Consider the following 19,818-nt stretch of genomic DNA (forward strand, 5'->3'; position numbering starts at 1 on the left):
CCTCAGGCCGCCGCGAGCGTCGCCGTGTCGCTGGTGTAGGCGCGCACCAGCCGCAGCAGCTCTTCTTCGGAGTAGGGCTTGCCGAGGTAGTGGTTCACGCCGAGGTCGCGCGCATAGTCGCGGTGCTTCTCGGCGATGCGCGAGGTGATCATGATGATCGGCAGCTCGGCCAGCGCCGCGTCGCCGCGGATGTTGCGCGCGAGGTCGAAGCCGTCCATGCGCGGCATCTCGATGTCGGACAGCACGACCGCCGGGCGTTCCTGCTGCAGCCGTTCGAGCGCCTGCAGGCCGTCGGCCGCCAGCGAGACCCGGTAGCCTTCGCGCTGCAGCAGGCGCTGCGTGACCCGGCGCACGGTGATGGAGTCGTCGACCACCAGCACCAGCGGGATCTGCGGCACCACCGGCGCCAGCGCCGCGGCCGGGTCCTGGCCGTGCGGGCCGCGCGGCTCGTCGGCCACCGCCACCGGCTGCGCCAGCGCCGCGGCCTGGCGCGCGCGCGCCTGCTCGCCATGCACCGCGGCCAGTGCCACCGGGTTGTAGATCAGCGCCACCGCGCCCGAGGCCAGCACCGAGATGCCCGCCAAGCCCGGCAGCCGCGCGAGTTGCGGCCCGAGGTTCTTGACCACCACTTCCTGGTTGCCCAGCACTTCGTCGACGTGCAGCGCCACGCGCTGCGCGGCGCTGCGCACGATCACGAGGGTGTTGGTGCGGCCAGCGATGTGCTCGCTGCGCGGCGAGGCCTGCAGCAGCGCGCCGCCCCAGTAGAACGGCACCTGTTCGCTGCCGAACGGATGGGTGTCGTGCAGGTAGGCCGACTCGAGGTCGGTGGCGTTCACGCGCTGCACCAGTTCGACCAGGTTCGACGGCACGCCGATCGACACCTCGCCGAAGCGCAGCATGACCACGTGCGTCACCGCGGTGGTCAGCGGCAGCACCAGCTTGAAGGTGGTGCCCTGGCCCGGCTGGCTGCGCGTCTCGATGCGGCCGCCGAGCGCGGCGACCTGCGCGCGCACCACGTCCATGCCGATGCCGCGGCCCGCGAGTTCCGACACCTGGCCGGCCGTGGAGAAGCCGGGCCGGAAGATCAGCTCGGTGGCCTCCTCGGGCGTGAGCGGCTGGTCGGCCGCGAGCAGGCCCAGCGAGCGGGCCCGCTCGGCGATGCGCTCGTGGTCGAGGCCGGCGCCGTCGTCGCGGAAGCTCACCGACACGTCGTTGCCCTCGTGCGCGAGGTCGATCACGATCAGGCCGCTGGCGTCCTTGCCGGAAGCCTCGCGCCGCGCGGCGTCCTCGATGCCGTGGGCCACGCAGTTGCGCAGCAGGTGCTCGAAGGCCGGCGTCATCCGGTCGAGCACGCCGCGGTCCATTTCGATCGAGCCGCCGGTGATGTCGAGGCGCACCTGCTTGCCGGTGTCCTTCGAGGCCTGGCGCACCACGCGGTAGAGGCGGTCGGAGATGCCCTCGAACTCCACCATGCGCGTGCGCAGCAGGCCGCGCTGCAGTTCGCGCGTCTGGCGCGCCTGCACGCTGAGGTCGTCTTCCGTCGCCTGCACCGTCTTCTGCAGCGTGCGCTGCACGGTCGCCACGTCGTTCACCGACTCGGCCATCATGCGCGTGAGTTCCTGCACGCGGGTGAAGCGGTCGAACTCCAGCGGGTCGAAGCCCTGCTGCGAATCCTTGGCCTGCGCCAGCCGCGACTGCATCTGGCTCTCGGCCTGCACCTCGATGTCGCGCAGCTGCTGGCGCAGGCGGTCGAGGTTGCCCGTGAGGTCGGCCAGCGAGCCGCGCAGCGAGCCGATCTCGGCCTCGAGCCGCGAGCGCGTGATGATGACCTCGCCGGTCTGCGCCATCAGGCGATCGAGCAGCTGGGTGCGGATGCGCACGGCCTGGCCGACCGGCGCGCGCAGCGGCGCGAGCGTGGCGGGGGCCGGGCGCACCGGTGCGGGCGTGGCGGCCGCCGGTTCGGTGTCGGTGTCGGCATCGACCGCGGCGATGGCGTCGTTGGCGGGCTCGGCGCGCAGCTCCGGGTGTTCCACGGGCGTGGGCGCAGATGCCGCGGTGGCTTCCGCCACGCGCTGCGCCAGCTCGACCTGGGTCGCATCGTCGGCCGCGCGCAGCGCGTCGAAGGTGGACTGCAGCGTGTCGAGGCGCGCCAGCAGCTTCTCGATGTCGGAACGGTCGACGTGGCCCTGCGTGCCCAGCAGTTCGATCTCGGATTCCATGCGGTGCGCGCGCTCGCCCAGGCGCATGGCGCCGGCCAGCCGGGCACTGCCCTTGAGCGTGTGCAGCGTGCGCAGCACCGAGGTGCGCGGCGCGCCGTCGTCGGGATGGTGCGACCACTGGCGCAGCGCCTCGCCGAGCTGCGGCAGCAGTTCGGCCGCCTCTTCCTCGAAGATCGGGAACAGGTCGACGTCGACCGCGTCGGCCAGGTCGATGGCGTCCTCGGAGTCGTCGAGCGCCACGTCGGCGCTGCCCTGCGGCGACACCACCTGCAGCGGCGCGCGCGGCTCGTCGCGTGCCAGCTCCTCGGCATAGGGCGAGGGCATCGGCGAGGCCGCGATGTCGCGCAGCGCCTGCAGCGTCTGCTGCGAGGGGTCGCGCAGCAGGCCGACCGCGAACTGGTGCAGCAGGCGGCGCAGCTCGTCGGCCGCGGCGACCAGCACCATGCCCTGCTCGCGCGTGCCGCTGCCCTGCATCTGCAGGTGCTGCAGCGCGGCCTCGAAGTAGCGCGCCATGCCCGACAGGCTGTGGAAGCCGACCGTGGCCGAGCTGCCGGCCAGCGAATGGGCCAGCGCGATGGTCGAGTCGGCCACGCGTTCGTAGGGCTGCAGCGCCCACTCGCCGACCTCGGTGGCGAGCTGGCGCGACCATTCGTCGGCCTCGTTGAGGTAGACGTTGTAGAGCGCGATGCCGATGCGCAGCGGGCCGATCACCTTGACCTGGTCGTCGGCGCTGCCGGCGGCGGTCACCTCGACGGATTCGGGCTGCGGCTCGGCAACGGCCGGCGCCTCGGCGGCGGGCGCGGGCGCGGGCTCGGCCTCGGGCTGCACCGTTTCCTCGGGCTCGGCCGGTGCCTCCAGCGGCAGGGCCTGGGCCGCGACATCGAGCAGCGCGGCGGTCTCGGGCGCGGCCGGTTCGGGCGCGACCGTGGCGGCCTGGGCGAACTCGGCCGGGGCCTCCACGGGCTCGAGCTGGATCTCGGGGAAGTCGATCGGCACGGCCGTGCCGGCATCGCTGGCTTCGCGCAGCGGCAGCGGCTCGGGCGTCCAGTCGAGGTCGGGCAGCGCGGGCGCGGCGGCCTCGGCGCGCTCGGCCGAGGCTTGCGCGGCGTCGATCGACAGCGCGGAAGACGGCAGCTCGGCCAGGCCGGCGGCCTCGATCGCGGCCTCCTCGGCCGGCTGGGACGCCTTCGCGGCGGCGCCGATCGGCGCCAGGAAATCGAAGTCGATGCCGTCGCTCAGCGCGGTCGGCAGCGGTGCCGGCGCGGTGGACGAAGGCTCGCGGGTCTCGAAGTCGAGGAAGTCGGTGGAGACGAAGTCGTCGTCCTCCGGGCCCACGGTGCGCGACGCGGCCTGCGGCACGTCGGAGGTGTCGGAGGCGTCGGCCGGTTCGAGCGACAGGTCCGGCAGCTCGGGCAACTCGGGCAGCGCCTGCGCGGCCGCGGCCGGCAGCGCGAACTGCGACGGCAGCTCCTCGAGCGGGGCCGGCGAGGTGGGCAGGGGATCGGCCGCGATCTGGCGCGCCGCGATCGCGAGCGCCTCGGCATCGGCCACGCGCGGCGGCGCGGTCGGCACCGGCTCGCCGGCCAGCAGGGCTTCGGCGAGGCGGCTGAACGGGGCGGACTGCCAGCCGTGCGGCGCCGAGGCCGCGATGTCCTCGACCCACAGGCCGAAATCGCGCAGCGCCTGCTGCGTGCCGGCCAGCAGTTCGGGGGTGGCGGGGCGCTGGTCGGCCAGCCAGGTGTTGACCACCTGTTCGAGCGACCAGGCGGCATCGCCGAAGTCGGTGAGGCCGACCATGCGCGAGCTGCCCTTGAGCGTGTGGAACGCGCGGCGCAGGATCGTGAGCTCGTCGGTGTCCTCGGGACGGCTGCCGAGCGCGACGATCGCGTTCTGGCCGTTGTGCACCACCTCGCGCGCCTCGTCGAGGAAGATGTTCTGCAGGTCGTCTTCCTCGAGCTCGGTGACCTCGGTGTCGGGCAGCGCGCCGGGGCCGACGATCTTGGCGGTCCAGCTGTCGGCCTTGCGGCTGAATTCCTCGATCGGCGAGGGCTTGGCCTTGCGCGCCGGCGTGGCCAGCGCGGCCAGCTTCGACGCGATCTGGGCATCGACTTCCTCGATGCTGAGCAGCGGCTCGGCGGCCGGCGCGGCCACGCTCTCGGCGTCCTCGGCATCGGCGGCCTGGCGGCCCATCAGCGGCTTGAGCTCGCCGACCTCGGCGTCGAAGACGAACAGGCGCTTGGCCAGCGCCGGCTGGTAGCCCAGCATGTCGATCAGGAAACCGAGCGCGCCGAGGTTGTTGCCCAGCGCGTCGAAGCCGGCCATCTCGTCGGCCGGCGAGGCGCTGCCCACCATCGCTTCCACGTCGTCGCGCATGCGCTGCACGGTGTGCGCGGCCTGGTCGAGGCCGAGCACCGAGAACACGCCGCGCATCTGCTGCAGCTGGCTCGGCACGGTGCGCAGCAGGCCCTTTTCGCCCGGGCGACGAAAATACTGGTCGAGCGACTTCTCGAGTTCGCTCAGGTGGCTGCGCAGCTCGTCGACCACGGTGCCCATGGTCTGGCGGTCGCTGACGCGGCGGTACAGGTCCTCCATCCAGGGCTCGAGCGGCTCGGAATGGCCGCCCGCGCGCACGCGCTCGATGCGCCCGGCGAGCTTGAGCATGCGCTGGGTGAGCTGCGGATCGCTGGGGTCGAGGTCTTCGAGCGCGGCCTCGAGGTAGAGCACCGAGGTCGCGACTTCCATCGCGAGCTCGGTGTCGGGCGGCTGGCCGCTGCGCACCGAGGCATCGACCGCATGCGCGAGCGCCTGCACCATCGGCTCGCTCGGCGGATGCAGCCGGTGCAGCGATTCGCCGAGCTGGGCGAAGGTGTCGGCCACCTGGCGCGTGCGCGTGATGTCGCCGCCCGAGAGGCCGGACCACATCTCCTTGGCGGTCTCGATGCGCTTGCGGGCCTGGGCCAGCACCAGCGGATCGAAGCGGCCGAACTGCTCGACCGTGTAGTCGACGCGTTGTTCATGCGCGATGCCCCAGGCCGTGCGCACGCTGCGCAGGGTGGTGGCTTCGTCGCGCGTGGTGGGCATGGCCTGGGCGCAGAAGAACAGCAGGTCCTGGCCGAGCCGGTCGGACACCACGCTGTCGCCGCGCGCGAGCGTGGCGTACTGCAGCAGCACGCGCGAGGCGGCGCGCTTGACGTAGCTGTCGGCGGGCACGAGGCCCAGCGCCAGCGCCTCGAAGAAGCCGGCCGCCAGGGTCCAGAAGCTGGCCACGCGCGGCAGCAGCGCACCGCGGCCGAGCCCCAGGCACAGCGCCTGCAGGCGGCGCGCGGCCTGCGTGTCGCCGGTCTTGACCAGCTGCAGCACCTCGCGGTCGAGCCGCGAGCGCACCGAGGGGTCGTAGGCCAGCGAGGCCTGCGTGAGCGCGGGACGGATCTCGACCCAGCGCCAGCTGGCGCTCCAGAGATCGGCCGGATGCACGCGCTCGTTGCCGACCAGTTCGAGCACGTCGCGGTACTGCGGGAACAGCGCGATCGAGGACACGTTCTTGCCGGCCAGCAGGGCCTGCAGGAAATCGGTGACGGCGAAGCCGGCGCGCTCGATCTTGAGCGCGGCGCTGTCGGTGCAGCGCTGCGGTTCGGCCACGAAGCCCTGCACCGCGAACTCGATCGAACCGAGCACCAGCGCGGGCGCGCTGTGGCCCACCATCTGCAGCGCGCCGACGGCCTGGTGCAGTTGCTGGCGCGCCATCTGCAACGGGCCGCTCTCGATCTCGGCCGCATTGCCGACGTCACGCGCGAAGCGGCGCAGCGACTTGCCGACGTTCTCGAGCGACTTCTGGATTTCTCCGAGCACCCAGGCCAGCGGCCCGAGGTCTTCGGTGGCCGGCGGATTGCCGGCGAGGGGGGCCGCGACGGGGGATTGGATAGCCACCTTGGATGCTCGCCGTTCTTCTGTGTCAGGCAATCTTGAAACGGGCCACCGAACGACGCAGTTCCTCGGCCATCTGCGACAGTTCGCGCACCTGCTGCGCGGTGGTCCGCGTGCCTTCGCCGGTCTGCTCGGTCACGGCGAAGATGTGCTGGATGTTGGCCGCCACCACGTTGGCCGAATCGGCCTCGCGGGAAGCGGACTGCGAGATCTGCTCGATCAGCTCGGCGAGGCGGCGCGACACGCGGTCGATCTCGGACAGCGCGGTACCCGCGTTGTCGGACAGCTTGGCCCCCTCGACCACGCCCTGCGTGGAACGCTCCATGGCGCCCACCGCGTCCTGCGTGTCGGTCTGAATCGCCTTCACCAGCGCCGAGATCTGGCGCGTGGCGTCCGCGGAGCGTTCGGCCAGTCGCTGCACTTCTTCCGCCACCACCGAGAAGCCGCGACCGGCTTCACCGGCCGACGCGGCCTGGATGGCGGCGTTCAGTGCCAGCACGTTGGTCTGTTCGGTAATGTCCGAGATCAGCTCGGTGATTTCGCCGATCTCCTGCGAGGATTCGCCCAGCCGCTTGATCCGCTTGGAGGTTTCCTGGATCTGGTCGCGGATGGCGTTCATGCCGCCGATGGCGTTCTGCACGGCCTGCAGGCCCGAGGACGCGGCCTGCAGCGACTGGCGCGCCACCGTGGCGGACTCCTGCGCTTGTGAAGACACGCCGTTGATTCGCTCCGCCATCGTCAGCACCGACTGGCCGGTTTCGCGAATCTCGCGCAGCTGTTCGGTCGAGGCCGCCAGCAGCTCGGTCGAGGTGCTTTCCACCTGCGAGGTGGTCAGCGCCACGCGCGTGGCCGTGTTCTGCACGTTGCCCACCAGCAGCCGCAGTTCTTCCACCGTGTAGTTCACCGAGTCGGCGATGGCGCCCGTGATGTCCTCGGTCACGGTGGCTTCCTGCGTCAGGTCGCCTTCGGCCACCGTCTGCAGTTCGTTCATCAGCCGAAGAATGGCGGCCTGGTTGGCGTTGTTGATGCGGCTGGCTTCCTCCGAAGCCTGTTCGGCCGAGAGACGTTCGCGCTCGGCGTTGGCGGCGCGTTCGCGGCCTTCGCGCACCTGCACGAAACCGATGGCGCCGGCCAGTGCCAGGGCGGCCAGCGAGAGCACGAACAGCAGCACGATGGTGCCGGCGCCCAGGCCGGTGCGCGCCGACAGCTTGTCCTGCAGCTCGCCCAGCGATTTGCGCAGCGGTTCGCTGTCGGTCAGGATCGACGCCTGCGCTTCGCGCGCCGCCACCAGGCCCTGCAGGTTGCCCAGGATGGCCGACGCCTGCGTGCGCATCTGCTCGTAGGTCTTCAGGATGGCTTCGAGCTGCTGGCGCGTCTGCGGGTCCTTCGAGCCGGGGAAGCGCTGCTGCGCATTGCCGTCGAGCAGGCCGCGCGTGGTTTCCTGGAAGGTGTTCAGGTCCTTGCCGAGCAGGAACACGGCGTCGGGGTTCACGCCCTCGACCGTGAAGAACTCGTTGGTCGACTTGCCGATGCGCTGCGTCAGCATCACGAGCTGGCCGGCGGCCGAGATCTCGGGCAGCGTGGCGTTCTGCTGCATCTTGAGCGAGGCGACGGTCTCGGTCATCTCGAGCAGCGTGGACGACTGCTGGTTGATGTCGCGCAAAGCGGCACCCACCTGGGTCAGGATCTGGCGCTGGGCCAGCACGGCCTTGGCGCTCGCATCGGCGCGCGCGACCAGCGGGCCGATCTTGCCCATGTCCTCGCCGTAGGCCTCGCCCACGGCCTCGAGGCGCAGTGCCTCGTCGCCGTTGGTCAGGCCGTTGACGCGGCGCGTGAGGTCGTCGGCGCTGTCCTTCACCTCGGTGAAGGCCGGCGCGCTGCCCACCAGGGCCTGCGAGATCGACTTGGCGAGGCGCTGCGACTGCATCAGCGACTGGCCGGTGGCCGCCACCTGCTGCGCCAGCCGTTCGGCGCGCAGGATGGCGAGGCCGGCGACCAGCAGCAGCGCCAGCACCACCACCGCCAGCAGGATCGCGAGCACGCGCTGCTGGCGCGCGGGGCTCTGGCCGGCGCGGCCATCGTCCGCGAGCAGGTCGGCGGCATCGGGCCGGCCCGGTTCGTTGGCGGCCTCGCCGCCATCGACCAGTGCACCGCCTTCGCTGAAGGAGCCGGCGGCCGGCGCGCCGCCGAACGAACCGTCGCCCGGCGCGCGCGCGATGCGCACGGTTTTCTCGTCGGGGACCTGCACCGTGTCGACGTTGTCGATCGCGAGCGAACCCGAACCATCGACGCGGGCCTTGTCGTTGCCGCTGGCGGGCAGTAATTTCTTGAACTTGTCGGCGATCGAGCTCACGGTCGGTCCTTCAGGTGGTGGTCGGGTGCAGAGGCGCCTGTGACAGCTAGGCGCCGATACTCAGAAACTGGGGCTGCTGCGACAGCGCCTGCAGGTTGACTTCCTGCCAGCGTTCGCCGGCGGCGTCGATGTAGAGGTGCCCGGCCCAGGGCGGCGCATCGGCGCCCGGGGGCTCGGAGGCCGCGAAGGCCTCGACGCCGCGCAACCCCGCCAGCCGGTCGACCAGCAGCGCGCAGTTGACGTCGAGCAGCTCGTTGAGCGCGACCAGCCGCGACTGGATGCGGGCCGCTTCGCTGGCGGCCGGACCGCTGGGCGCGCCGCTGGCGAAGGCCGACAGCTGCACCACGCCGTAGAGGCCGCCGCGCAGGTTGGCCACGCCGAGGAACCACGGCGCCGTGTAGGGCACGGGCTGCGGCGGCGTCCAGGGAAAGATTTCGCCGGCATGGCCGAGCGGGAACAGGTACTTGCCCTCGCCCGCCTCGACCGCGAGCCAGGTCGCGGCCACGCCGGTGGTGCGCGCGGCCTGCAGGCGGCTCGCCAGCCGGGACTGGAAGGCTCTCAGTGCGTCGCGATTCGCCATGGACTCGGCAGATCCGCGCTCAGTTCAGCGCGCTGATCTTCGACATCAGCTCCTGCGCGTTCACCGGCTTCACGATGTAGTCGCGCGCGCCCTGGCGCATGCCCCAGACGCGGTCGGTTTCCTGGTTCTTGCTCGTGCACAGGATGATCGGGATCGCGGCGTACTGCGGATCGCGGGCGATCGCACGCGTGAGCTGGAAGCCGTTCTGGCCCGGCATCACCACGTCCATGAGGATCAGGTCGGGCTGGTCTTCCTCGAGGCGGCGCATGGCGTCCTCGGCGTTCTCGGCGGTCTTCACGGCGAAGCCGTTCTTGTGGAGCAGGTCGGACAGGAACACCAATTCAGTCTTGGAGTCGTCGACGACGAGGATTTTTCGAATGGGCATTTACTGCACTTCCTGTGAAACGTTGCCGAACTGCTGCACGGCCTGCAGCAGCTGGTCTTTGGTGAATGGCTTGGTCAGGTAGTCTTGCGAGCCGACCATGCGGCCGCGCGCCTTGTCGAACACGCCGTCCTTCGACGACAGCATCACGACCGGGACCTTGGAGAAATGAGCGTTGCGCTTGATGATGGCGCACGTCTGGTAGCCGTCCAGCCGCGGCATCAGGATGTCGCAGAAAATCAGGTGCGGCTTGTGGTCGTTAACCTTGGAAAGCGCGTCGAAGCCGTCTTCGGCGAGGAGAACCTCGTGACCACCCTGCTTCAGAAAAATCTCGGCACTGCGCCGGATGGTGTTGCTGTCGTCAATGACCAGCACCTTGTAACCTGATCCATTCGGGCCCATTGCAAAAGCTCCTGCTCATGAGACTTGGATGCCCGCCGCGCCGTACACCGGCGCAGATCGCGTAGCTCTATGCCATGCTTTTCAGATTTCAACCATTTCGAAGTCTTCCTTGCGCGCACCGCACTCGGGACAGGTCCAGTTCATCGGGACGTCGGCCCAGGCCGTGCCTGCCGCAATCCCGTCCTCCGGTACACCTACAGCTTCGTCATAGATCCACCCACAAATCAGGCACATCCAAGTTTTCGTATTCATCGGAGCTTAAAGTCCTTGTTCATTAAATGCAACGAGTGTATCTATGCGTATCTCACTGGCGCCGTGTAAACGTCGCGCCCATGCCACCATCCAGCGGATTCCGCCCGGCGTATGACCTTCCACTTACATCCAGCAGACAGCGTTGACAAACCGGGCGATCTTAACGATCCGCTGCCCGACGACGATGCATTGGCGGATCAGGACCTGAATCCCCCTTGCGTCCTGGTGTTCAATGCCAGCGACCCGAGCGGCGCTGGCGGCCTGGCCGGCGACGGGCTGGCCATGGGATCGGTGGGCGCCCACATGCTGCCGGTGGTGACCGGCGCCTACGCGCGCGACACGGCCGAGATCTTCGACCACTTCGCGTTCGACGAGGAGGCCATCGCCGAGCAGACCCGCGCCATCCTCGAGGACGTCGAGGTGCAACTGATCAAGGTCGGCTTCGCGGGCACGCCCGAGGCGCTGAGCACCATCGCCGAGACCGCCGCCGACTACCCCGAGGTGCCGGTGGTGGCGTACATGCCCAACCTCTCGTGGTGGGACGAGAACGAGATCGACGCCTACCTCGACGCCTTCCGCGACCTGGTGCTGCCCCAGACCACGGTGCTGGTGGGCAACCACAGCACGCTGTGGCGCTGGCTGCTGCCCGACTGGAGCGGCGAGCGCCCGCCCGGCGCGCGCGACATCGCGATGGCGGCCGGCGAGTTCGGCGTGCCCTACACCCTGGTCACCGGCCTGGTGCTGCCCGACCAGTTCATCGACAACGTGCTGGCCTCGCCGCAGTCGGTGCTGACCAGCGAGAAGTACGAGCGCCTCGAGGCCGTGTTCTCGGGCGCCGGCGACACGCTGTCGGCCGCGCTGGCCGCGCTGCTGGCCAGCGGCACCGACCTGGTGGCCGCCACCACCGAGGCGCTGGCCTACATGGACCGCTGCCTCGACGCGGGCTTTCGCCCGGGCATGGGCCACGTGCTGCCCGACCGCCTGTTCTGGGCCGAACCCGAGCCCGAGGAGGACGATGGCGAGCCCGGCGACGACGTGCCCGACTTCGCCCTGCCGCCCCACGACACCCGCCACTGATTCCACTTCCCCCGTTCCAGATGCCCACTTCCGATCGCAACGACATCCTCTTCGAGCGCGCCCGCGCCGTGATTCCCGGCGGCGTGAACTCGCCCGTGCGCGCCTTCAAGGCCGTCGGCGGCACGCCCCGCTTCATCCAGCGCGCCGAGGGCGCCTACTTCTGGGACGCCAACGACAAGCGCTACATCGACTACATCGGCTCCTGGGGCCCGATGATCCTGGGCCACGGCCATCCGGCGGTGGTCGAGGCGGTGCAGAAGGCCGTGCTCGAGGGCTTCTCGTACGGCGCGCCGACCGAGCGCGAGATCGAGCTGGCCGAGGCCATCCTGGCGCTGGTGCCCTCGATGGAGATGGTGCGCCTCGTGAGCTCGGGCACCGAGGCCGCGATGAGCGCGCTGCGGCTGGCGCGCGGTGCCACCGGCCGCAAGACCATCATCAAGTTCGAGGGCTGCTACCACGGCCATGCCGACGCGCTGCTGGTCAAGGCCGGCTCGGGCCTCGCCACCTTCGGCAACCCGACCTCGGCCGGCGTGCCGCCCGAGGTGGTGCAGCACACGCTGGTGCTCGAGTACAACAACCTGCAGCAGCTCGAGGAGGCCTTCGCGCTGCACGGCGGCGACATCGCCTGCCTGATGATCGAGGCCATCGCCGGCAACATGAATTTCGTGCGCGCCACGCCCGAGTTCGCGCAGCGCTGCCGTGCGCTGTGCACGCAGCACGGCGCCCTGCTGATCTTCGACGAGGTGATGACGGGCTTTCGCGTCGGCCTGCACGGCGCGCAGGGCGTGCTGGGCATCCGGCCCGACCTCACAGTGCTCGGCAAGGTCATCGGCGGCGGCATGCCGCTGGCGGCCTTCGGCGGGCCGCGCGCCATCATGGAACAGCTCGCGCCGCTGGGCCCGGTCTACCAGGCCGGCACGCTCTCGGGCAACCCGGTGGCCACGGCCTGCGGCCTGGCCACGCTCAAGGAGATCGCCAGGCCCGGCTTCTACGAAGCACTGGGCCGCAAGACCCGCGCGCTGGTCGACGGCCTGAAGGCCGCGGCCGCCGCCGAGGGCCAGCCCTTCAGCGCCGACAGCGAGGGCGGCATGTTCGGCTTCTTCCTGATGAACGAGCTGCCGCAGAACTACGCCAAGGTGATGACCACCGACAACGCGCAGTTCAACGCGCTGTTCCACGGCCTGCTCGAGCGCGGCGTGTACATCGCGCCCGCGCTCTACGAAGCCGGCTTCGTGAGCGCCGCGCACAGCGACGCGGACATCGCGGCCACCGTCGAGGCGGCGCGCGAGATCTTCAGCCAGCGCTGAGCGGGAGGCTCAGGCCGGGTCGATGGGCATCACCGGCCCGGCCTCGGCCTCGAGAACCTCGGCCGCCGCCAGGCACAGGTCCTCGCGGAAGCGATCGCTCACGAGCTGCACGCCCGTGGGCAGCCCGCGGCGCAGCCCCATCGGCACCGACAACCCCGGCAGGCCCAGGATCGCGGTCGCCAGCAGCGGGCTCTGCGCATCGAGCAGCTCGCGCATCGCGTCCGCGCCGCGCTGGTCGGCATCGACCGGGAACGGGTGGCGCCACGACACCGGCATCAGCAGCAGCGGATGGCGCTGCAGGAACAGCGCCCAGTCGCGCATCAGCCCCGTGCGCGCGGCCAGCGCGCGCATGTAGGCCTCGGTGTCGAACTGCGGCGCATGCGCGTCCATCGCGCGGTAGGCCTGGCGGATGGTCTGGTCGCCGTCGCGCAGCAGCGCCGGTTCCACCAGCAGCCGGCTGTCGGCCATGGTCAGCGCCAGCCACAGCTCGGCCGCCTCGCGCAGCCGCGGCGGCTCCACATGCTCGACGCGGTAGCCCGCGCCCTCGAGCCGGCGCGCGGCGCGCTGCAGGGCATCGGCCACCTCGGGATCGCAGGTGTAGCCGGGCAGCGCGGTGCACAGCGCCACGCGCAGCGGGCCGGCCGGCGGCGCGCCCTCGAGCGGCGCGGGCACCCACCACGGGTCGCGCACGTCGCGCGCGGCCATCGCGGCGAAGGCCAGCCGCAGGTCGCGCACGCTGCGTGCCAGCGGCCCCTGGACCGAGCTGAGCTGCACCACCGGCGGCCGCTCGCCGGTGCCCGACGGGTTGAAGGCCGGCACGCGGCCGAAGCTCGGGCGCAGGCCGTAGACGCCGCAGGCATAGGCCGGGTAGCGGATCGAGCCGCCCTGGTCGTTGCCATGCGCGATGGCGCCGATGCCGACCGCGACCGCGGCCGCCGCGCCGCCGCTCGAGCCGCCGGGCGTCAGCGCCGCGTCGTGCGGATTGAGGGTGCGCCCATGGGCCGCGTTGTCGGTGAACCAGCGCATCGAGAACGCGGGCGTGTTGGTGCGGCCGATCAGGATCGCGCCCGCGCGCCGCAGGTTCGCGACCACCGGGCTGTCCTCGGCGGCCACGACCTTGCGGTAGGCCGCCACGCCATTGGTGGTGGCATGCCCGCGCTGGTCGACATTGACCTTGATCGTGACCGGCACGCCGTGCAGCGGCCCGGTCGCCTCGCCGCCGGCCAGCGCGGCGTCGGCCTGCCGCGCGGCCTGCAGCGCTTCCTCGGCGCCGCCGTCGACCACGGCATTGAGGCGCGGATTGACGGCCTCGAGCCGTTCCAGGCTGCTGCGTACCGCCTCCACGCACGAGAGTTCGCGTGCCGCGATGCGCCGCGCGAGTTCGGCGGCTTCCAGTTGCCAGGGATGCATGGCTTGTCTCCTCGAAAAAGATGGATGGATCAGTCGCCCTTGACGCCCGCGCGCCGCACCGCCTCGGCCCAGCGCGGCTTCTCGCGCTTCATCAGCGCGCTGAGCTCCTCGGGGCTCGAGGGCAATGCCTCGATCGACAGCGCGGCATTGGCGCGCACCACGGCCGGGTCGGCCAGCGCGGCGCGCAGCGCGGTGTTGAGCCGGTCGACGGTCTTGCGCGAGGTGCCCGCGGGCGCCATCAGCGCGCCCCAGGCCACCACCTCGAAGCCCGGCACGCCGCTCTCGGCCACGGTCGGCACCTCGGGCAGCACCGCGGCGCGCTTCGCACTGGTCACGGCGATCGCCTTGACCCGGCCCTGCTGCACGAAGGGCAGCACCGCCGAGATGTTCTCGATGGTCACGTCGAGCTGGCCGTTGACCATGTCGGCGACCGCCTGGGTGCCGGTCTTGTAGGGCACCTGCACCATCGTGAGCCCGGTCTCGGTCTTCAGCAGCTCGCCGGTCAGGTGGCCCGCGCTGCCGATGCCGGGCGTGCCCACCGAGAGCTTGCCCGGGTGCTCGCGCCCGTAGGCGACCAGCTCCTGCAGGCTGCGCACCGGCAGGTCCTTGCGCACGATCAGCACGTAGGCGTTGCTCGAGATCAGGCCGACCGGCACCAGGTCCTTCTCGGGCACGTACGACAGCTTCGAGAAGAAGGCCGGGTTGATGCTCAGGGTCACGAGGTTGCCGTAGCCGACCGTGTAGCCGTCGTTCGCCGAACTCACCAGGGCCTGCGTGCCGACGATGCCGCCCGCGCTGGGCCGGTTGTCGACGATCATGGCCTGCCCCAGTTCGCGCGCCATCGCGTCGGCCACCGGGCGCATCGCGACGTCGACGCCGGAACCGGCGGCATAGGGCACGATGAATTTCACCGGGCGCTCGGGGTACTGGGCCGAGGCGGCCAGCGCGGCGGCGGCCAGGGCGGCCACGACGGCGCGGCGGGTCCATGCGAATGACAGGGCGGGCACGAAGCATCTCCTCTTGGGGAATCCCGCCGTTCACCACGAGCCGGCTGGTGGCCGAAGTCTAGGAACGGGGCCCGCGCCGCAAAAGACAATCGCTTGTCGCGATGACAACCTGCGTTTGTCGGTAGATTCCCGCGCCGGGCCGCGCGGCAGAATGCCCGCATGAAGGATCACCAGCTCAAGGCCTGGCTGCGGCTGGCCGACACCGGCAGCATCCGCGCCGCCGCGCGCAGCCTGCACCTGAGCCAGGCGGCGGTGACCAAGGCGATCCGCGAGCTCGAGGCCGAGGTCGATGCGCAGCTGGTGCTGCGCAGCTCGCGCGGCATCGAGTTCACCGAGTCCGGCCGCCAGCTCACGGTGCGCGCACGGCTCGCGCACCAGCAGCTCGAGCTCGCGCGCCAGGACATCCGCATCCTCCAGGGCAGCCAGCACGGCCGCGTGGCGGTGGCGGTCACGCCGATGGTGTTCCTCGGCGTGCTGCCCGAGGTGGTGCGCGCCTTCCGCAAGGCCATGCCGCAGGCGCAGCTCAAGCTGTTCGACGGCCTGATCCCGCAGGTGCTGCCGCTGCTGCGCGAGGGCGCGGTCGACTTCGCCGTGGCGGGCCCGGTAGCCTCGGCCCTCGATGCCGACTTCGCGTTCGAGCGGCTCGACATGATCGAGATGGCCGTGCTGTGCCGGCGCGGCCATCCGCTGCGCCACGCCACGCGCTGGGAGGAGATCGCGGGCGCCGAATGGCTGATGCACCTGGCGCCCGGCAGCCAGCACAGCTTCCTGCTCGAGCAGTACGCAGCGCAGGGCCTGCCGCTGCCCGAGCACCGCATCGAGGTCGCCTCCTTCGGCGTGAGCTGGGGCCTGTTGACGCGCAGCGACGCGCTGATGGTGGGCCCGGCCGGCATGCTCACGATGCCGCCCTATGACGCGCTGGTGGAGCGCGTGCCGCTCGCGATGCCGGTGCCGCCGCTGGAACTCGGCATCGTCTCGCCGCGCGGCAAGCCGCTGTCGCTGGCCGCGCTGCGGCTGGCCGAGCTGTTTCGCAAGTACCTGGCGCGGCCGGCCTGAGCAGCGGCCCCTCGCTTGCGCACGGCCGTGTGCCACGGCGATGACAGCAGGCCCAGAAAAATCGTCGCGTGCGCTCGCGCTTCGGACCGTGCCCGCGTGTATATTGCGCCCGCGTCCGGCAAAGCCGGCGCCAACGATCACAGGGTAGAAGCCATCGCGGCCAGACTCGAGCCGCACGAGATCTCCAGAACATCCAGCCATGAAATCCCTGCGCCTGCTGCCGGTCCTGAGTGCCGCCCTCCTCCTCTGTGGTCCGGCGCTCGCGCAGTCGGTGGACTTCACGCTGCCGACCTTCGACCAGCCCTTCGAGATCCAGAAGACCTGGATCAACGTCGGCTTCTACTCGGCCCACTTCGACCGCGACAAGGGCCTCGAGAACAAGAACCCCGGCCTGGGCTTCGAGTACCCGCTCAACGACGTCTACCGCGTCACGCTGGGCACCTTCCACAACAGCGACCGGCGCCAGTCGCACTACCTCGGCCTCTACGTGCTGCCCTTCGAATTCCACGGCGTGCGCTTCGGCGCCGTGGTCGGCGGCTTCGACGGCTACCCCAACTACCGCAACGGCAACTGGTTCCCGGCGCTGATCCCCACCGCGGCGATCGAGGGCAAGAACTGGGGCCTCAACATCGCCTACGTGCCGACGATCAAGAACCGGCTCTATGGCGCGCTGAGCTTCCAGCTCAAGTACCGCTTCGAATGAGCGGCCGCCGGGGCCCATGAAAAAAGGCGGCCACGGCCGCCTTTGTTTTTTGAAACCGCGCCCGGCTCAGTGCCGGAAGTGGCGCACGCCCGACAGCACCATCACCACGCCGCGCTCGTCGGCCGCGTCGATCACTTCCTGGTCGCGCATCGAGCCGCCCGGCTGGATCACGCAGCCCGCGCCCGCGTCGACCACCACGTCGAGGCCGTCGCGGAACGGGAAGAAGGCATCGCTGGCCACCGCTGTGCCCTGCAGCGACAGGCCCGCATGCTCGGCCTTGATGCTCGCGATGCGCGCCGAATCGAGGCGGCTCATCTGGCCCGCGCCCACGCCCATGGTCATGCCGTCGGCGCAGAACACGATCGCGTTGCTCTTCACGTACTTGGCGACCTTCCACGCGAACAGCAGATCCTGCAGCTGCTGCGGCGTGGGCTGCTTCTTGCTCACCACCTTGAGGTCGGACAGCGCGAGCTCGTGGTTGTCGGCGGTCTGGATCAGCAGGCCCGAGCCGACGCGCTTCACGTCCGTCGCGTTGCGGCCGTTGTCCCAGTCGGTGGCGCCGCCCGGCGGCAGCGCGATCTCGAGCACGCGCACGTTGAGCTTCGCCTTGCTGGCCTGGAACACCTCGAGCGCCTCGTGCGTGTAGCCCGGGGCCATCAGCACCTCGACGAACTGCTTGGCCACGGCCTGCGCGGTGGCGGCATCGACGGTGCGGTTGAAGGCGATGATGCCGCCGAAGGCCGAGGTCGGGTCGGTCTTGAAGGCCTTGGCATAGGCCTCGGCCGCGTCCTTGCCGACCGCCACGCCGCAGGGGTTGGCGTGCTTCACGATCACGCAGGCCGGCACGTCGAAGCTCTTCACGCATTCCCACGCCGCATCGGCGTCGGCGATGTTGTTGTAGCTGAGCTCCTTGCCCTGCAGCTGCTTCGCCGACACCAGCGAACCGGGCGCCGGATGCAGGTCGCGGTAGAACGCGGCCTGCTGGTGCGGGTTCTCGCCGTAGCGCAGGTCCTGCACCTTCACGAAGCGGCCGTTGCTCTGCGCCGGGAACAGCGAGCGCGTGGGCGTCGATTGACCCTGGCTGGTCTCGAAGTCGATCGCCGAGAGGTAGTCGCTGATCGCGCCGTCGTAGTCGGCGATGCGGTTGAAGGCGGCCACCGAGAACGCGAACTTGGTCTTGTCGCTGAGCTTGCCGTCGGCCTTGAGTTCGGCCAGTGCCGTCGCGTACTGCGAGGCATCGGTCAGCACGCCCACGTCCTTCCAGTTCTTGGCGGCGCTGCGCACCATGGCCGGGCCGCCGATGTCGATGTTCTCGATCGCGTCCTCGAGCGAGCAGCCGGGCTTGGCCACGGTGGCTTCGAACGGATAGAGGTTGACGATCAGCAGGTCGATGGTGTCGATGCCGTGCTGCTCGATGGCCGCCACGTGCGCCGGCAGGTCGCGCCGCGCGAGCAGGCCGCCGTGGATCTTCGGATGCAGCGTCTTCACGCGGCCGTCGAGCATCTCGGGAAAGCCGGTGTGGTCGGCCACCTCGGTCACCGGCAGGCCGGCATCGGCCAGCAGCTTGGCGGTGCCGCCGGTGGACAGCAGCTTGATGCCCAGCGCATGCAGCGCCTGCGCGAATTCGAGGATGCCGGTCTTGTCGGAGACGGAAATCAGTGCGGTCTTGGCCATGGTGTCGTTACGCCGTGCGTTCTCGTTCATTTCAAAAGTTTGTGTTCGACCAGCTTCTTGCGCAGCGTGTTGCGGTTCAGGCCCAGCCACTGGGCGGCCTTCGACTGGTTGCCCTCGGCGCGCGTCATCACGACATCGAGCAGGGGTTTCTCGACCACGCGCACGAGCATCTCGTACATGCCGTCGGGTTCGGTGCCGCGCAGATCGCGGAAGTAGCTCTCCAGACTGGTGCGCACGCAGTCCTCGATGTGTTTCTTGCTCATGCTTTTCTTCTCTTCTCTCAATCGGCGGCGCAGGCCGCCTCCTCTTCGCCGGACAGCTCTTCGGCCGCCTGGTGCTGCGGGATGCGGTCCATCTGGTCCGCGAGCCCGTCGAAATACTCGCCGACCGCGCGCAGCTGCGCCTCGCAGTCCTCGATGGCGTTCATGCGCGAACGGAATTCCTCGCCGCCGGGCAGCGCGCGCACGTACCAGCCGATGTGCTTGCGCGCGGTGCGCACGCCGCTGTAGTCGCCGTACAGCGCGTAGTGCTCCACCAGGTGGTCGAGCAGCAGCCGGCGCACCTCGGCCACCAGCGGCGGCGCGCGGTGCGTGCCGGTGTCGAGGAAGTGGGCGATCTCGCGGAAGATCCACGGCCGGCCCTGGGCCGCGCGGCCGATCATCACCGCGTCGGCGCCGGTGGCCGCGAGCACCTCGCGCGCCTTCTCGGGCGAACGCACGTCGCCGTTGGCCACCACCGGCACGCGCACCGCGGCCTTCACGGCGGCGATGGTGTCGTACTCGGCCTGGCCCTTGTAACCCTGCTCGCGCGTGCGGCCGTGCACCGTGAGCATCTGCACGCCGGCCGATTCGAAATCGCGCGCGAGCTTCACCGCGTTGCGGTGCTCCATGCTCCAGCCGGTGCGCATCTTGAGCGTGACCGGTACGCCATGCGGCTGCGCCGCATCGACCACCGCGCTCACGATCTCGAGCGCCAGCGGCTCGTCGCGCATCAGCGCCGAACCGGCCCACTTGTTGCAGACCTTCTTGGCCGGGCAACCCATGTTGATGTCGATGATCTGCGCGCCGCGCTCGATGTTGTAGACCGCGGCCTCGGCCATCATGGCCGCGTCGGTGCCCGCGATCTGCACCGCGATGGGGCCCGGCTCGCCGTCATGGTTGGCACGGCGCGAGGTCTTGAGCGAATTCCAGAGGTCCTTGCGCGAGGTCACCATCTCGCTGACCGCGTAGCCCGCGCCGAGCGAGCGGCACAGCATGCGGAAGGGCCGGTCCGTCACGCCGGCCATGGGCGCGACGAACAGGCGGTTCTCCAGCGTGTGGTTGCCGATCTGCAAGGTCATGACGGAGGAAGGCTGTGCGCGTCGGCTGCTGAAAAATGAGGCACGATTGTAGCCACCTGCCATTTCAGTGACTGAAACGATTTGCGCCGATTCGCGCCGCTGGTACGGGTGTAAACACGGGTGGAAATCCCAT

15 protein-coding genes are annotated in these 19,818 nt (G+C 70.3%); 4 read left to right on the plus strand and 11 right to left on the minus strand.

Annotation, left to right across the window (positions count from 1 at the left end):
• Window positions 1-2: 2 nt before the first annotated feature.
• The 6 genes from AC07RM_RS27795 to AC07RM_RS27820 form a co-directional block, all read right to left on the minus strand.
• Entirely contained in the window at window positions 3-6,146 is a 6,144-nt protein-coding gene (locus AC07RM_RS27795) for a hybrid sensor histidine kinase/response regulator (protein WP_495336615.1), read from the minus strand.
• Between the two features lie 25 nt (window positions 6,147-6,171).
• Window positions 6,172-8,496, minus strand: a complete 2,325-nt coding sequence (locus AC07RM_RS27800; protein WP_093347910.1) for a methyl-accepting chemotaxis protein — start codon at window positions 8,494-8,496, stop codon at window positions 6,172-6,174.
• Between the two features lie 46 nt (window positions 8,497-8,542).
• A complete protein-coding gene (locus tag AC07RM_RS27805) occupies window positions 8,543-9,076 on the minus strand; it encodes a chemotaxis protein CheW (RefSeq protein ID WP_093347913.1) in 534 nt (177 codons plus the stop codon).
• A gap of 19 nt (window positions 9,077-9,095) precedes the next feature.
• Window positions 9,096-9,461: a response regulator gene (locus tag AC07RM_RS27810; protein ID WP_057590818.1), complete on the minus strand. Its 366-nt coding sequence runs from the start codon at window positions 9,459-9,461 to the stop codon at window positions 9,096-9,098.
• Complete coding sequence (locus AC07RM_RS27815; protein ID WP_057590817.1) at window positions 9,462-9,860, minus strand: response regulator; 399 nt, start codon at window positions 9,858-9,860, stop codon at window positions 9,462-9,464.
• Window positions 9,861-9,941: 81 nt separating this feature from the next.
• The gene (locus tag AC07RM_RS27820) at window positions 9,942-10,112 is read right to left on the minus strand and encodes a rubredoxin (RefSeq protein WP_007838397.1); all 171 of its coding nucleotides are present in this window, start codon (window positions 10,110-10,112) and stop codon (window positions 9,942-9,944) included.
• Window positions 10,113-10,223: 111 nt separating this feature from the next.
• Here AC07RM_RS27820 and thiD point away from each other — a divergent pair, with 111 nt between their 5' ends.
• Entirely contained in the window at window positions 10,224-11,189 is a 966-nt protein-coding gene (thiD, locus tag AC07RM_RS27825; protein ID WP_093347915.1) for a bifunctional hydroxymethylpyrimidine kinase/phosphomethylpyrimidine kinase, read from the plus strand.
• A gap of 20 nt (window positions 11,190-11,209) precedes the next feature.
• Window positions 11,210-12,496, plus strand: a complete 1,287-nt coding sequence (gene hemL / locus AC07RM_RS27830; RefSeq protein WP_495336616.1) for a glutamate-1-semialdehyde 2,1-aminomutase — start codon at window positions 11,210-11,212, stop codon at window positions 12,494-12,496.
• 9 nt (window positions 12,497-12,505) lie between these two features.
• Here the strand turns inward: hemL and AC07RM_RS27835 are convergent, their stop codons facing one another.
• Window positions 12,506-13,906: an amidase family protein gene (locus AC07RM_RS27835; protein WP_495336617.1), complete on the minus strand. Its 1,401-nt coding sequence runs from the start codon at window positions 13,904-13,906 to the stop codon at window positions 12,506-12,508.
• A 29-nt stretch (window positions 13,907-13,935) separates the two neighbouring features.
• Window positions 13,936-14,913 carry a Bug family tripartite tricarboxylate transporter substrate binding protein gene (locus AC07RM_RS27840; protein ID WP_256222734.1) on the minus strand — a complete coding sequence of 326 codons (978 nt, stop codon included), beginning with the start codon at window positions 14,911-14,913 and terminating at the stop codon, window positions 13,936-13,938.
• A gap of 159 nt (window positions 14,914-15,072) precedes the next feature.
• On the opposite strand from AC07RM_RS27840, the gene AC07RM_RS27845 reads away from it, so the two are divergent.
• Both AC07RM_RS27845 and AC07RM_RS27850 read left to right on the plus strand, forming a co-directional pair.
• Window positions 15,073-15,969 carry a LysR substrate-binding domain-containing protein gene (locus AC07RM_RS27845; protein WP_093347924.1) on the plus strand — a complete coding sequence of 299 codons (897 nt, stop codon included), beginning with the start codon at window positions 15,073-15,075 and terminating at the stop codon, window positions 15,967-15,969.
• 199 nt (window positions 15,970-16,168) lie between these two features.
• Window positions 16,169-16,672 (plus strand): hypothetical protein, encoded by a 504-nt coding sequence (locus tag AC07RM_RS27850; RefSeq protein ID WP_208513914.1) that lies wholly within the window; start codon window positions 16,169-16,171, stop codon window positions 16,670-16,672.
• A 66-nt stretch (window positions 16,673-16,738) separates the two neighbouring features.
• On the opposite strand, the gene purH is transcribed toward AC07RM_RS27850, so the two are convergent.
• The 3 genes from purH to dusB are packed head-to-tail and all read right to left on the minus strand — an operon-like array spanning window position 16,739 to window position 19,685.
• Window positions 16,739-18,346, minus strand: coding sequence for a bifunctional phosphoribosylaminoimidazolecarboxamide formyltransferase/IMP cyclohydrolase (purH, locus tag AC07RM_RS27855; protein WP_296782911.1), 1,608 nt, complete (start codon window positions 18,344-18,346; stop codon window positions 16,739-16,741).
• A 26-nt stretch (window positions 18,347-18,372) separates the two neighbouring features.
• Complete coding sequence (locus tag AC07RM_RS27860) at window positions 18,373-18,609, minus strand: Fis family transcriptional regulator (protein WP_057590811.1); 237 nt, start codon at window positions 18,607-18,609, stop codon at window positions 18,373-18,375.
• Between the two features lie 17 nt (window positions 18,610-18,626).
• The gene (gene dusB / locus AC07RM_RS27865; protein ID WP_495336618.1) at window positions 18,627-19,685 is read right to left on the minus strand and encodes a tRNA dihydrouridine synthase DusB; all 1,059 of its coding nucleotides are present in this window, start codon (window positions 19,683-19,685) and stop codon (window positions 18,627-18,629) included.
• Window positions 19,686-19,818 lie beyond the last annotated feature (133 nt).

The organism is Variovorax sp. GW821-FHT09B05 (genome assembly GCF_059418265.1).